The sequence below is a fragment of the Phormidium sp. CCY1219 genome (genome assembly GCF_055795085.1).
The window spans coordinates 1-13787 of the sequence record NZ_JAYFEQ010000364.1 but is presented as its reverse complement, the minus strand read 5'-3'; the positions used below and the strand labels follow the sequence as shown (position 1 = coordinate 13787).

At 51.3% G+C, this 13787-nt stretch carries 7 protein-coding genes; 4 read left to right on the top strand and 3 right to left on the bottom strand.

Annotated elements, in window-relative coordinates; all coding sequences use genetic code 11:
- Positions 1-357: 357 nt before the first annotated feature.
- Together AC0QH1_RS07070 and AC0QH1_RS07065 are read left to right on the top strand one after the other, a co-directional pair.
- Positions 358-4215, top strand: coding sequence for a TonB-dependent receptor (locus AC0QH1_RS07070; RefSeq protein WP_324630284.1), 3858 nt, complete (start codon positions 358-360; stop codon positions 4213-4215).
- On the top strand, positions 4212-7793 hold the full coding sequence (locus AC0QH1_RS07065) for a DUF7507 domain-containing protein (RefSeq protein WP_324630283.1): 3582 nt from the start codon (positions 4212-4214) through the stop codon (positions 7791-7793). Before AC0QH1_RS07070 ends, AC0QH1_RS07065 begins: the two co-directional genes overlap by 4 nt.
- A gap of 95 nt (positions 7794-7888) precedes the next feature.
- Here the strand turns inward: AC0QH1_RS07065 and AC0QH1_RS07060 are convergent, their stop codons facing one another.
- A complete protein-coding gene (locus AC0QH1_RS07060) occupies positions 7889-8800 on the bottom strand; it encodes a pentapeptide repeat-containing protein (RefSeq protein ID WP_324630282.1) in 912 nt (303 codons plus the stop codon).
- A gap of 837 nt (positions 8801-9637) precedes the next feature.
- On the opposite strand from AC0QH1_RS07060, the gene AC0QH1_RS07055 reads away from it, so the two are divergent.
- Positions 9638-10951, top strand: coding sequence for a GTPase family protein (locus AC0QH1_RS07055; protein ID WP_324630281.1), 1314 nt, complete (start codon positions 9638-9640; stop codon positions 10949-10951).
- A gap of 231 nt (positions 10952-11182) precedes the next feature.
- On the opposite strand, the gene AC0QH1_RS07050 is transcribed toward AC0QH1_RS07055, so the two are convergent.
- A complete protein-coding gene (locus tag AC0QH1_RS07050; RefSeq protein WP_324630280.1) occupies positions 11183-12163 on the bottom strand; it encodes an aldo/keto reductase in 981 nt (326 codons plus the stop codon).
- 367 nt (positions 12164-12530) lie between these two features.
- On the opposite strand from AC0QH1_RS07050, the gene AC0QH1_RS07045 reads away from it, so the two are divergent.
- Positions 12531-13214 carry a Uma2 family endonuclease gene (locus AC0QH1_RS07045; protein ID WP_324630279.1) on the top strand — a complete coding sequence of 228 codons (684 nt, stop codon included), beginning with the start codon at positions 12531-12533 and terminating at the stop codon, positions 13212-13214.
- 141 nt (positions 13215-13355) lie between these two features.
- Here AC0QH1_RS07045 and AC0QH1_RS07040 read toward each other — a convergent pair whose 3' ends face one another.
- Positions 13356-13712 (bottom strand): phage holin family protein, encoded by a 357-nt coding sequence (locus tag AC0QH1_RS07040; protein ID WP_324630278.1) that lies wholly within the window; start codon positions 13710-13712, stop codon positions 13356-13358.
- Between the last annotated feature and the right edge of the window lie 75 nt (positions 13713-13787).

Sequence of the window (13787 nt, the reverse complement as noted above, 5' to 3'; positions counted from 1 at the left end):
GATAACTCTCAAACTACACCTCGCCTAGAGTTGTCAACGGGGAATCTACAGTTAGACGAGGCGATCGCTAATTCCCAGGGCGACTCCCGAGATATACTGCAATTGTCAACATGCAATTTGCAATATTTTCCGGGCGAGGAAATCCTGTCACGCGAGAACCAACACTCCGCATTTCCAGATATACTGCAATTGTCAACATGCAATCTGTTATATGATGACCATAAAACAACAGATGTAAATTTTACCGAATTCCTTGAATTGCAGGCAGAGTCAGGATTTGAGCTATCCAAAAAACCAGAAAGTGTAGCACTTTACGTAAGCATACCTGTTGCCACGATTGTTGAGACAGGCAAAAAATTGGGTAACGAGAGGGGAATTTGGCCGGATTTGCCGGAAGCCCAAATTGCTACGAATGTAGACACAAATGTACTGCCACTTGCAAGCTCCACCCTCAGCTTAACTGATGACAACGTATTAACAAATGTAGCTACACAATCTGTCAGCAAGCAGAGCTATCGCGAAATCCGGGAAAGTGGCGACTTATGGGCATTTGAAGCAATAGACACACCCAAAAATAGCCCTGCAAATGTAGCTACAGCAGAAAGCGGAGAGATTATCGATTTTGTCAATACTTTAGAGTGGGGCGGTGAAGGGGAAAATCTCGACATCCAGACACACTACCCCCTTTCCCCCACGGGAATCATTCCGTCTCGAATAATTCCCTATAGCAAAATAATAACATCAGAAGCAGAAAATGAGAACAACGCCGGGGAAATTTCTAATTCTCAATTGCAGATAGAGGATTCCACTACCCGGGAGGGGATATCGCAAGTAGGACAATCCGTAGTTGGGGATGGGCTGGCGATTATTTCCCCCAGTCCCGAGGCGGTATTGGATGTTCCCGCCACGCGAGTCACCGTACAATTCCCCGAAAACAGCGAAATAGAGCTAGTGGTGAACGGGGAAATCCAATCGCCGGAGTTAATCGGGCGGACCGAACAGGATCCGAATACGGGCATTGTCACCCAGACCTGGTACGGAGTGCCATTGCGAGAAGGGGAAAACACGATCGCCCTGCGTCAGCGCGATAGCCAGGAACAGACAGCGATCGCCGTATTTGTAGAAGGCGCGCCCAACGAGCTAATCGTAGAGACCCGAGAAACCAGAGCGCCAGCAGACGGCAGGTCAGTAGTCAACGTCAGCGGACAGCTCCTGGATGAAAGCGGGAATCTGTCAGCGCGGGATGCAGTGATTACCTTAAGTGCCAGTGCCGGGGAATTCATCGGCGAGGACTTCAATCCCGACGACCCCGGATTTCAGGTACAGGCGATCGCCGGTACATTCAGCGCCCAACTGCGCGCCCCATTAGACGCGCAAACCGCGAGAATCCGGGCGGCGCTAGACCGAGAAACTGGCGCGGGGCGACTGCTAGAAGCGTTTACCCAGATACAGTTCGACACCTACTTGCGACCCAGTTTAGTCACCGGGGCGGTCAATCTCCGATTTGGACCGCGCGGAACCGATTATTGGGGGAGATTTCGGGACTTTTTGCCCCCAGATAAAGACAACGATTACGAATTGGATTTAGAAGGGACAGCATTTGCCATTGGGGAAATTGGCGGATGGTTGTTTACCGGGGCATATAATAGCGAGAGAGCCATTAATTGCGACTGTAGCGGAAACCGACAAAGACTATTTAGCGACACCCAGTTTTCCGAACAGAATTATCCCCTGTATGGAGATGCGTCCACCGTAGAAGCGATCGCCTCCTCTAGCGACAGCGTGTATTTGAGATTCGAGCGGTCTTCCCCGATTGAGAATGCGGGATTGGACTATTTCATGTGGGGAGACTACGGGACTGGAGAATTGGCCACGCGATCGCAAGAATACACCGCGATTAGTCGGGCCTTTCACGGATTTAAAGGGCATTATAATTTGGGGCCGTTGCAGATTACCGGGTTATATGCCAATGATGTGGAAGGATTCCAGAGAGATGCGATCGCCCCCGACGGGACCAGCGGGTATTATTTTCTCTCCAATCGGTTAGTGATTCCCGGAAGCGAGAACCTGTTTTTAGAACTCGAAGAAATTGGGCGGCCCGGAAATATTGTTAGAAGACAACCGCTGAATCGAGGAGAAGATTACGAAATCGATTACGATCGCGGCGCGATATTGTTTCGCGACCCGATATTGCGAACCGATGTGATTACCGTCAACGGCATAGAAACCGTAGTGACGCGACGGATTATTGCCACCTATCAACATGAAGAAAGAGACGGAGAGACCAACTTATGGGGCGGAAGAATTCGCTATAACTTTTCCCGAGATTATAACGCGCCGAGTTGGATAGGGGCGACCTACGTGCGGCAAAATCAAGGCATTCGGGATTTTGAATTGTATGGGGCCGACGTGATGTATGTATTCGGGCAAAATCGGCAGCGATCGCGGCAGGTGAATCCCGAAGAAGAGGTACCCAACTTCAAATCGCCATTCAGCGGCCAATTTATCGCCGAATATGCCCACTCTACCAACAATTCCGAAGTTTTAGGACTCGTCACCGGAGAAGCCTATCGCGCCGAATTAACCGCCACTGGCGGACCATTTTCCGGACGACTTTACTATCGCAATACCGACGAAGGATTTGCCAACGATGCCACCATCAGTTTCGTCCCCGGACAAACGCGATATGGGGGACAATTAACCAGTCGATTGACTGACAGCACCTTACTACAGTTTTCTTACGACCGGGAGCGAAATTTTGGGGCGACCCCGCGACCGATAACCGTATTGGATGACTTTTTGCGACCCAGACAAGAAGCGTTACCCGGGAATGAAGTGGACAATACGTTAACCACAATTACAGCAGGGTTGCAACAGAGCATCGGACGGGCAACTGTCGGGTTAGATTGGGTGTGGCGCAACCGAACCGATGAGGAAGCAACTCGTCCCTTAGACGTGACCTCATCGCAATTGCGATCGCGCTTAGCCGTACCGATTACCGATAAAATTTCTTTTCGGGCGCAAAATGAATTAAATTTGTTGGGAGATGAGGATACGGTTTATCCAGACCGGACGATTCTCGGGTTAGATTGGCAACTGCTTCCGGGGGTGACATTGCAACTGAATCAAGTATGGTTTACCGGGGGACAATTTGACGACAATTCCATCACCAGCGTGAATTTGAATGGGGATTATAATTTAACCGAAGATACGATATTGACCGGGCGATATTCCTTCGCGAACGGGCAAACAATGGGGGCCGCATTGGGAATCAGACATGGGTGGACCGTGTTTCCCGGATTTCGGGTGAATTTAGCTTACGAGCATGTGTTTGGCTCCTTATTTGGGCGCACCGGTTCCGGGAGTCAATTCGAGCAACCCGTCGCCCCGGGACAAAGTGCATCGTCCTTGGGAATTAGAGGGGGGGATAGTTATAGTATTGGGTTTGAATATACGGGGAATCCGGACTTTTCCGCCAGTGCCCGTTACGAACATCGGTTTTCCAGCAGTGGAGACAATACAGTGATTTCAGCAGCAGCGAGTGGGAAGATTACCGACTCCTTATCGGTGTTGGGAAGGTATCAGCAAGCCTCATCGTCCAATCAGTTGTTTGAGGATATTGGGGATACGATTCATTTGCGGCTGGGGTTGGCTTATCGGAATCCAGAAAGCGATCGGTTTAATGGGTTGTTGCGCTATGAGTTTCGGCAAAATGCGGCGACGATACCGGAGAGTATTTTGTTTGATTCCGGCACAAAAGCGCAGGATCATACATTTGCGTTGGAGGGGATTTATGCGCCGAATTGGCGATGGGAGTTTTATGGAAAAGCAGCCGTGCGACATGGGACGTCTTATTTAGCGGATGATTTAGTGGGGACGTCGTTAGTGTCGTTGGGGCAAGTAAGAGCCACCTATCGGTTGGGATATCGGTGGGATGTGGTTGGAGAAGGGCGATGGATTCACCAACCGGAAGCCGATTATGATGAGTTTGGCGTGGTGGCGGAAGTCGGGTTTTACGTGACGCCAGAGTTAAGGTTGGCGGCAGGATATGTGTTTGGGGAGGTGAGCGATCGCGATTTTGAGGGAGAGCGATCGGCGTCCGGGCCGTATTTAGGGTTAACCTTCAAGTTGAATCAATTATGGCCCGGCTTCGGACAAGATATTCCCGCCCCAGCGAGAACGCCGGAAGGAACTCAGGCGGGAGGTGAGCGATGAACCCCATCAATGTATCCGGGAACTGGATGGGTCGGTTGCTGTTCGTGGCACCGATTCTGTTTTCCCTGTTGAATGCCACCAGCGTGCGCGCCGAAGGGAGTCGGGAACTGACCGCCAACGGCGGCTATCGGCCATTTTTGGAATTTCGTAACACCAGTATCAGTGGAATTCCATTTAGAACTACGATTAAAGTGTATGCCGAAGCGGGAGAAAGGATTGATTTGGCTTCTAGTGCCTTTCGGACGAATGGAGCAGATATCATAGCGCGTCCGCCCACCGGTCCAGCCGTTAGTTGCGATGCAACAACAACCGCAGGGGATGGGGTCATCGCCAACCGGGCTGCAGAAGTCGCAGGCCCTTCCACAACCAGTGCCGCTGCCGATGCATACGATCCCTGTACCATACCCGTAACCGAAACCGGCGTCTGGGAAATCGACTTTGAAAGTCCCAATCCCGGTGGGACAAATGATCCCAACCCCAGGCCCGCGAATAGTGATTGGCCTGCTCCGAACAACAACGATCCATTTGTTGCGGCTTGGGATGTTACAGTTCGCGCAAATGATACCAGTACCGTCGCCATCCCAGGTCGAGCGTTTAGCAACTCCTTAGCCCTTAATGCCAGCTTTACATTTGCTGGCGGCTTCACGATTCAGCCCGTCAATTCGCAGGCGTTTGTATTGACCGAGGATGGCTATCGGTACCAAGTGAACCTGAATGGGATTGAGCCGGCTGGATTTTTCTTTTTTGCCAACAAGAAAGGATTTATCGACACCACCACTGGAGACGCTCTGTTTCAATCCGTTGATTTACCCGGTACCGCTCCGTTTCCCTTTGAAGATCCTACCGACATCGCCAACGATGATAGCACGCATAAGATTTTTTTCAATTCACCAGCAGTGGGTGATTTTCCCAATTCAGATGTCCCGTCTGCGAGTGGTGATACTTGGCTGCGAAACACAGAAGAAGCAGTACCGACTCCTTCAAATCTTGCCTTCGCCGGCGTAGAAGGAACTACGGGTCAGGCGGGAACTACCCCCCTAGGCGGCAATTTTACCTTTGACGTTCCGGCGGGATTTGAAGGAAGTTATACAATAGTTCTCGACCTGAATGACGATGGAGACTTTCAAGACCAGATAGACCGCGTTTTGATTGGTACCGCAGACCCCGGTTCCAACACGGTATTTTGGGATGGCTTAGACGGACAGGGAAATGCCGTGCCTCCGGGGAATGTGGCCTATAGCGCTCAGATTTCGTTGAATGCCGGGGAAGTCCATTTTCCCTTCTTGGATGTGGAGCAAATGCCCAACGGGATCACGATCGCAAATGTGGACACAGGCGATAGAACCATCTACTATGACGATACTAGCTTGTGTACCGATCCGAGTGACACGACAACCTGTCCTGCTAATGCGCCCACTCCCCCTCGTGCTCTGGTTGGGGTTGATAGTAGTGGTGGAGCGCACGCATTTACCAATAACTTTGGTAATAACAGAGGCATTGACACTTGGGCCTATGTCCCCTCGTCTCCAGTAGTTGTGCAAGACGTTGTGGTGGTTCGAGAAGCGGATTTAAAAATCGCCAAAACCGCCGACCAAACGGCGGTGGTGGCGGGGACCTCCATTACCTATACCATCACCGTGACCAATGAAGGACCCAGCGATATCCTCGACGCCTCCCCCGCCAGTTTCACAGACACCATTCCCGCCGACGTGACTGATGTCACTTGGACTTGTGCTATTACTACAGGTGCGGGTACCTGCGGCGATCCGGCGGGAACGGGGAATAATATCAACACCACCTTGGCGCTTAACGATGACTCTACCGCCACCTTTACCGTCACCGGAACGGTGGATTTGGCAGCATCTGACCCGTTAGTTAACTCAGCAACCGTACAGCGACCGAATGATGTCACCGATCCGGTGGACGATGACGGTACTTCCGACACCATAAACCGCACGGAGACGGCCACTATCAGTACCACGGTCTCTCCTCCCTCCTCTGACTTGGGGATTGTGAAAGATGACGGTCAAACCACCGTAACTCCAGGGGAAGAGATTACCTATACGATTACCGTGACCAACAATGGTCCGAGTACCCTCACCAGTCTCACCGTCACGGATACCGTTCCCGCCACTATCCTCACGCCTACCTTTACCCCAAGCGTCGGCAGTTACGATTCCAATACTGGTGCGTGGACGGGTATCACTCTGGCCCAAGGTGACAGCATCACCCTTACGGTTACCGGAACGGTGGATGCCGCAGCCACCGGGAATTTGACCAATACCGCCACCGTTGCGCCTCCCAGTGGTATCCCCGATCCGAACTCGGATAACAACAGCAGCACCGACACCAACACGCTCACGCCAACGGCTGACCTGGGAGTTACCAAAACCGTGGATAACCCCAATCCCACGGTGGGCGACACTATCTCCTACACCCTCACCGTCACCAACAACGGCCCTTCCAATACCACAGGGGTGCAAGTCACCGAACCGTTAGCTACGGGATTGACCTACGTTTCGGACGATAGCGGCGGCGCTTACAACTCCAGCACTGGTGTCTGGGCGATCGGCGATTTGGCTAATGGCGCAAGCGCAACGCTCACAATTACCGCCGAAGTCACTAGCGCCGACCCAATTACAAATACCGCCAATATTACCGGTTCGAGCGCCACAGATCCCAACCCCGACAATAATGCGGACGATGTTACCGTACCGGAGCAACTGTCTGACCTGTCTCTGGCGAAAAGTGTCAGTGACAGCAATCCCACCGAGGGAGATACGATTACCTATACCCTCATCCTTACGAATAACGGCCCGTCAACGGCAACGAATATCGAAGTCACCGAACAGTTGGCCAGCGATTTAACTTACGTGTCGGATGATAGCGACGGCGCTTACGACCCTGATACTGGGGTTTGGAGCGTGAGTGAGTTGGAGAATGGAGCCAGTAAGAGTATCGAGATTGTTGCTACGGTGGAGACCGCCGACCCAATTACAAATACCGCCTCCATCACCGGGGTGGATCAGTCTGACCCTACACCGGAGAATAACGAGGATAGCGTGACGGTGCCTACTATACCGAGAATCCCCAGCTTGCAATTAATCAAACGAGTGACTCGGGTGAATGGGATTTCGTTTACCGATACCGTCTCCCTCCCGGATTGGCCTGCCAATTTCCTGCGGGGCAGAACGGATGTTGAGATTCTCCCCGGCGATGAGGTAGAATATACTATCTATTTCCTCTCCGATGGCAATCAGGTGGCGGAAAATGTGACGATTTGCGACCCGTTGCAGGACGCGCAGCAGTTTATCTTGAATGCGTTTAACGGGCGAACGCCGACGGATGGCGGGTTGGCGGGAAATCTGGGCATCGCGCTGGCGCTCAACTCGGCGACGCCGACGGTTTATCTCAGTAGCGCTAATGACTCGCCCGATCGCGGTCGGTTCTATCCCCCTGGCGCGATCGCCCCTAACGCTTGTGCGTTACCAAACGTGCGCGGCGCAGTGGTGGTCGAGGTCGGCGCGCTGTCTCCCGGGGAATATGGTTTTATCCGCTTCCGGGTTAGAATCGATTAATCCTGGCCTAACACCGCGATAAGAATGAAGCATTAACCTCTAACCCCCCCAAGCCTTTTGGCTCAATTCTTAATGCTTCATTCTTCTTTTTTCTCTCAACCCACTGGCGCACTTACGGCTCTTTCTTGTCTCGCCGCCGCACTCCCTCCTGTGGTTAAATAAAAGTATTTGCGGGTCAATTCGGGCAAAATCGCATTGGCAAAATCTGCCTGTTCTATATTGGTTCCTACCAATGTCGCCTCGCTTAAATCCGCTGCGCTCAAATCGGCACGATGCAAGGAGGCCCAATTCAAATTCGCTTTAATTAAAGACGCTCCTGCTAAGGTGGCACCGGTTAAATCAGCCCCCATTAAACTGGCCGATCGCAGTTTTGCATCGGTGAGATTGGCCACCATCAGGGTCGCCCCTTCTAAATTGGTGTGGTTCAATTTGGCATCGCGCAGATTAATCCCATTCAAATTCACACCGTTTAAATCAACCCCATTCAGATAGGTTTGCTCTAAATTCACCCCGTTGAGTTGGGCGCTATATAACATCGCCCCACTCAGTCTCCCGGCGGATAAATTCGCCCAACTCAAATTCGCGCCGGTTAAATTAGCATTCCGCAGGTTGACCCATTCCATGCTCGCACCGCTGAGATTCGCACTCCGCAGGTTTGCTCCTCTCAGGTTGGTTCCGTTTAAGTTGGTTCCACTCAGTTTTGCTCTGGGTAACTTGGCTTTGACTAAAATTCCCCCCGCCAGGGATGCTTTGGTCAGGTCCGCATCGCTGAGTTTGCCATTTTCCATTTTTACGAAACTCAGGTTCGCCCAGTGCATCGCGGTCTGACTGAGATCCGCACGGGTTAAATTCGCGCGGCTCAAATTTGTCCCGCGCAGGGTCGCCCCTTTGAGGTGGATTCCGGCGAGGTTCGCTCGTCGCAAGTCCGCTCCACTGAGGTCTACCCCCGCAAAGTCCCGTTCTCCCATTTCGTACAGTTTCAGTAGTTCGCTCGCTTCCATTTTCATTGCTCCCTTTTTTGCTGTCCAACGCTATGCTACGGCTCTTCTCCCGGTCCCAATCTGGCTCTAGCTTTCCGCCGATCGCGGGATACTATAAAAAAATTAATCAACCATCTTATCATAATTGTCGGCACAATTCGGCTGACCCCTAAAAATTTTAAGATTTTAACCTACTTCTATTGTACTCCTACCAATTGGAAACGAATGATAAGTTTTGTTTTAATATTGCTGGGCTAAAGAACGGGGACAGTTTATCAATACAGGTCGGGGATCGGGTGGAAGGGCGATCGCGAGTAATGGATCCCGCAACCGCCGTCTAGGGCGATCGCGCTTTATTTCAGGTTCGTTGCTTTTTCCCATTGCTCGGCACAAATCACCTAGGCGAATAATTTAGGGGGGAAATTGCACTCTGTGTCTCTACCACCCCCATCTTCGGTGGTATAAACTTTTTATTATAACCCAAAAAACTTAAAATTAGCAACCTACATACCCACAGTTGAAATTGCTTAAACGACATTTAACCCTCAAAACTACTATTTTTCCCACTTCTTTCTTGACACTTTCCCTCGCCAAAAGATGAGAATACAAGGGAAGACATCGGCAAAGCTTTAACCCTAAAGCCATGTAGATAGAACCGATACCTGAGGGCGGCAAATGTTAAAATGAAGCGGGAGGCGTGACAGCCCCGGGATTTTTCCTGCACGCCGAGGAAGCCTAGAGCGCGATCGCCCTCAATTGTAATAAAGTATTTCTCAAACCCCACCGTCTCAATCTCCACCCCTCGCCAGGGCATCCCACCCTCGGGCAAGATTGAGCGTACAGCAACCACCCGTTTTCATGTCCATGAGCAAACCACGCGATCCGAACTCACTGTCTGGCGAACCCACTGATGACGCTACCCCGTCGTCCTCAGATAATTCCTGGAAAAACCGCATTGCGGGAGTCTGGAACGACGCCAGGGGACGCATCACGCAACTGTTACCCTTCGATCGCGCCACCCAAACCGCGATGAAATGGTTCAACGTCAGCGAAGCAGAAATCGCCGACATTTTGCAGCAGGTTCGCGCCGAATTGCCCACCACGGAAGCCCTGTTAATTGGCAAACCCCAAGCAGGCAAAAGTTCCATCGTCCGAGGACTCACCGGGGTTTCGGCGGAAATTGTCGGCCAGGGATTTCGTCCCCATACCCAAAATACGGAACGCTATGCCTATCCGTCAAGCGATTTGCCCTTGCTGATTTTTACCGATACTGTAGGTCTCGGGGATACGACTCAAAAAACCGACGCGATTATCGAGGAATTACAAGGAGATTTGCAGCAGGAAACCCGCAAAGCAAAAATCCTGATTTTGACGGTTAAAATTAACGATTTCGCCACGGAAACCCTGCGCCAAGTGGCGGAAGAATTGCGATCGCGCTATCCCGATATCCCCTGCTTGCTGGCGGTGACTTGCCTGCATGAAGTATATCCCCCCTCAGTCACGGATCATCCCCCCTATGCGCCAGAGTATGAGGACCTGCAACGGGCATTTACCGCCCTACAAGAAGATTTTTCCGACCTGTGCGATCGCGCTGTTGCCATTGACTTTACCCTCGAAGAAGATGAATATACCCCCGTATTTTACGGCTTAGAAGCCCTGCGCGATGCCCTAGCTGACTTGCTTCCAGAAGCCGAAGCCCGGGCTATCTACGCCTTATTGGACGAACAAGCCGGTTCGGAATTGGGGTCGTTGTATCGCGATGTGGCGCGCAGATATATGTTAGCCTTTTCCGTGATGGCTGCAACCTTGGCGGTGGTTCCCCTTCCCTTTGCCACCATGCCCGTGTTAACTGCGTTACAGGTGTCGATGGTGGGTCTGCTGGGCCGCCTCTACGGGCAAACTCTCACCCGATCGCAAGCCGGGGGCGTGGTTAGCGCGATCGCCGGCGGTTTTGTCGCACAAGCCGTAGGTCGGGAACTGATTAAATTTGTCCCGGTGTTGGGTAGCGCGATCGCCGCCACTTGGGCCGCCGCTTATACTTGGGCCTTGGGCGAAGGCGCTTGTGTCTACTTCGGCGACTTGATGGGCGGCAAAAAACCCGATCCGGAAAAAATTCAAGCCGCCATGCAAGAAGCATTTTCCGCCGCAAAAGAACGCTTTAAAGGCATTCAACGGTAGTTAGATCATCCCCGGTTTAGTCGATGGCCTTCTTGTGGCGGGCGATTGCGATCGCGCCTGGGTTTTCTTCGTCCGCCTACGCAGACTAATTCTTCTTTATTGCGATTCTTCCGGGGTCGATATAATACCAAATCCGCCTGTCAAAAGGCGCTTTTAAATTAGCCCGCGTAGGCGGGCTAAGTCTACCCACACCCCGATCCAGGGGCTTTTCAAACCCATTTTATGGCGCGGTTATTGGGTTTGGAAAATATTCTGCACCATTGGTTTATCCACCCGGGCAGAAACCTTATCCAGTTCCGCCATTTCTCCGGCATCTAATTGCCATCCCATCGCGCCGATGTTTTGTTTGGCTTGTTCCAAGTTTTTCGCACCAGGAATGGGAATGGTTCCTTTACAGATGCACCAATTTAGGGCAACTTGGGCGGGTGTTTTGTTTCGCCCCTGGGCGATTTCTCCTAGGGTCTGCAACACCGGGCCAATCTTGGGCAACATCTGTCGGAACAGTATGCCGCGAATGCCTTTGGGAAATGGGCCATTTTGCGAGTATTTTCCCGTTAATGCGCCCAACGTTAGGGGACTATACGCAATGAGTTGGATGCCTAATTCGTCGCAGACTTCTTTAATGCCTAATTCGGTGACGGGATAGGTGGAAAGGAGGGAGTATTGCACTTGCAAGCTGGTAATCGGAATACCGCGATCGCGAAATATTTTATGCACTCGCTGCAGGCGTTTTGGCCCGTAATTGGATAACCCCACGCCCTTCACTTCAGCGCGATCGTATAAATCTCCCAATCCCTGCAACAAGGGCCATTCTTGCCAAGGGGCGTAATTTGCCGTAGACCAATGCATCTGCACCAAATCCACATTTTTCCCCAACCGATTCGCCGATGCTTCCCCTGCAGATATCATCGCCTTTCTCGTCAAGCGCCAGGGATACGGTGCAAGTTTGGTTGCAATACAAATCTTCTCTTGGTTTACCCCTCGATACTCGCGGGAAAATCTTCCCAGCAGTTTCTCGCTTTGTCCGTTGAGTCTACCCGTTCCGTAGGAATCTCCCGTATCGAATAAGGTGACGCCGTTTTCCACGCAAAGGTTGAAAACCTCTTGCAGTTGTCGGTCCATACTGGGGTCATATCCCCACAACAGTCGGTTTCCCCAGGCCCAGGTTCCGCATCCCATTTGCGGAAGGCTTAGTTTTCGCTTCGTTTCCATGAGGGTTCCCTCTCCATCCAGTTGGTCTCTTTCCAGTGTATTCTCTTCTCCCCTGTTGATTCATCTCAATTTTTACCCTTTTCTGTGTCTGGGGGTTTCTCCGTCGGGTTTATACCTTCCCCGGGTGACGCGATCGGAAATTTTTATCAAAATCGAGGAGAAAAAGGCAACATTTGTGGTAAATTAGGACTGACTTAACTTGCCGACCCTAAACATTGGATACGCTGGGCAGGATGCACCTTACATTTAGACCTGTAGGGTGGGCAAATATTTGCTTGCCCACCCGATTCGTGAGGGTAGTACGTAAGTTTTGTAGATGAATTGTTAAGATAAAATAGATAGAAACATTGAGTTGAGGGATCCGACGATGACAATTTCGCCTAGTCAAGCCTCACAACAAATAGAATATCCCGAGGAAGATGGTAAACCAATGGCAGAAAGCGATCCAACACGGGATTATTTGATTTATGCCGTTGAAGCCCTGGACATCCATTTCCAAAACCGTCAGGATGTCTACGTTTCGGGCAATTTGTTTATCTATTACGAACAGGGAAAACCAGAATGCGTGGTTTCTCCCGATACCTTTGTCGTCTTTGGGGTAGAGAAACGCAAACGACGCTTTTATAAAACTTGGGAAGAAGGGGATAAAAAACCTGATTTCGTGCTAGAGATTACCTCTAAAAGCACCCGCAGTCAAGACCAAGGAGCGAAAAAAGGAATCTATGCTTTTTTGGGAGTCTCCGAGTATTTCCAATACGATCCAACCGGGGATTATCTGCGTCCTCCACTCCAGGGATTAAGGTTAAGGGAAGGCAATTACTTTCCCATAGAGGTAACCGCGTTACCCGATGGGACACAAATGATTTGGAGTGAAGTGTTAGGGTTAGAATTGCGATCGCTGCCTGGAGGTGAACTGCGGTTTTATAACCCCGAAACCGGGGAACTCCTCCGGAGTCATCGGGAAGAGGCGCAAGCGCGACAAGCGGCAGAAGCGCGAATTGCCGAACTCGAAGCGCGTCTGCGAAGTTTGGAACAACAAGAGGAATCTTAGGGGGTATAGGGTTTTGTAGCGGACTATGCTTGCCTAGGCGCGATTTCAATCGCCCCAAAAGAAGCATATAGTATAAGTCAATCGAAAAAAGGCGCACCGCAGTGCGCCCCGCTGGTGTATATTGCGAGTCCTACAGTATAATTAAACCTCCTGGCTGCTTTCTTGGACGAAACGCCCAATCAGACCGGAGACCAAAGAGAGAACGATGGAACCGAGAAGTGCGGGGAAGAACCCTGCCACATAAAAGCCCGGAGTGAGATAGCCCACCAATCCGAGGGTAATGGCATTGACCACCAACAGGAATAAGCCCAAGGTCAAAATCGTCAGCGGGAGGGTAAAAAGCACCAAAATCGGTTTCACGATCGCATTGACCAATCCCATTACAATCGCCGCCACCGCCGCCGCCCAAAAACTGGCCACTGACAGACCAGGGACCAGATAGGCGGTAATCACCAGAGAAATTGCGGCGACTAGCCAAGTAATTAAAAAGCTAATCATGATAACCTCCGATACGTTTGGAAACCCCTGTGCTTTAGCCGGGGGAGGAAAAACGAACGTGCGGCTTTAGCCGCC

Bases quoted from the DNA above. Each gene is read 5' to 3' on its own strand.
- AC0QH1_RS07065 (WP_324630283.1), top strand. From the start codon at position 4,212: ATGAACCCCATCAATGTATCCGGGAACTGGATGGGTCGGTTGCTGTTC.
- AC0QH1_RS07060 (WP_324630282.1), bottom strand. From the start codon at position 8,800: ATGAAAATGGAAGCGAGCGAACTACTGAAACTGTACGAAATGGGAGAA.
- AC0QH1_RS07050 (WP_324630280.1), bottom strand. From the start codon at position 12,163: ATGGAAACGAAGCGAAAACTAAGCCTTCCGCAAATGGGATGCGGAACC.
- AC0QH1_RS07055 (WP_324630281.1), top strand. From the start codon at position 9,638: ATGAGCAAACCACGCGATCCGAACTCACTGTCTGGCGAACCCACTGAT.
- AC0QH1_RS07040 (WP_324630278.1), bottom strand. From the start codon at position 13,712: ATGATTAGCTTTTTAATTACTTGGCTAGTCGCCGCAATTTCTCTGGTG.
- AC0QH1_RS07045 (WP_324630279.1), top strand. From the start codon at position 12,531: ATGACAATTTCGCCTAGTCAAGCCTCACAACAAATAGAATATCCCGAG.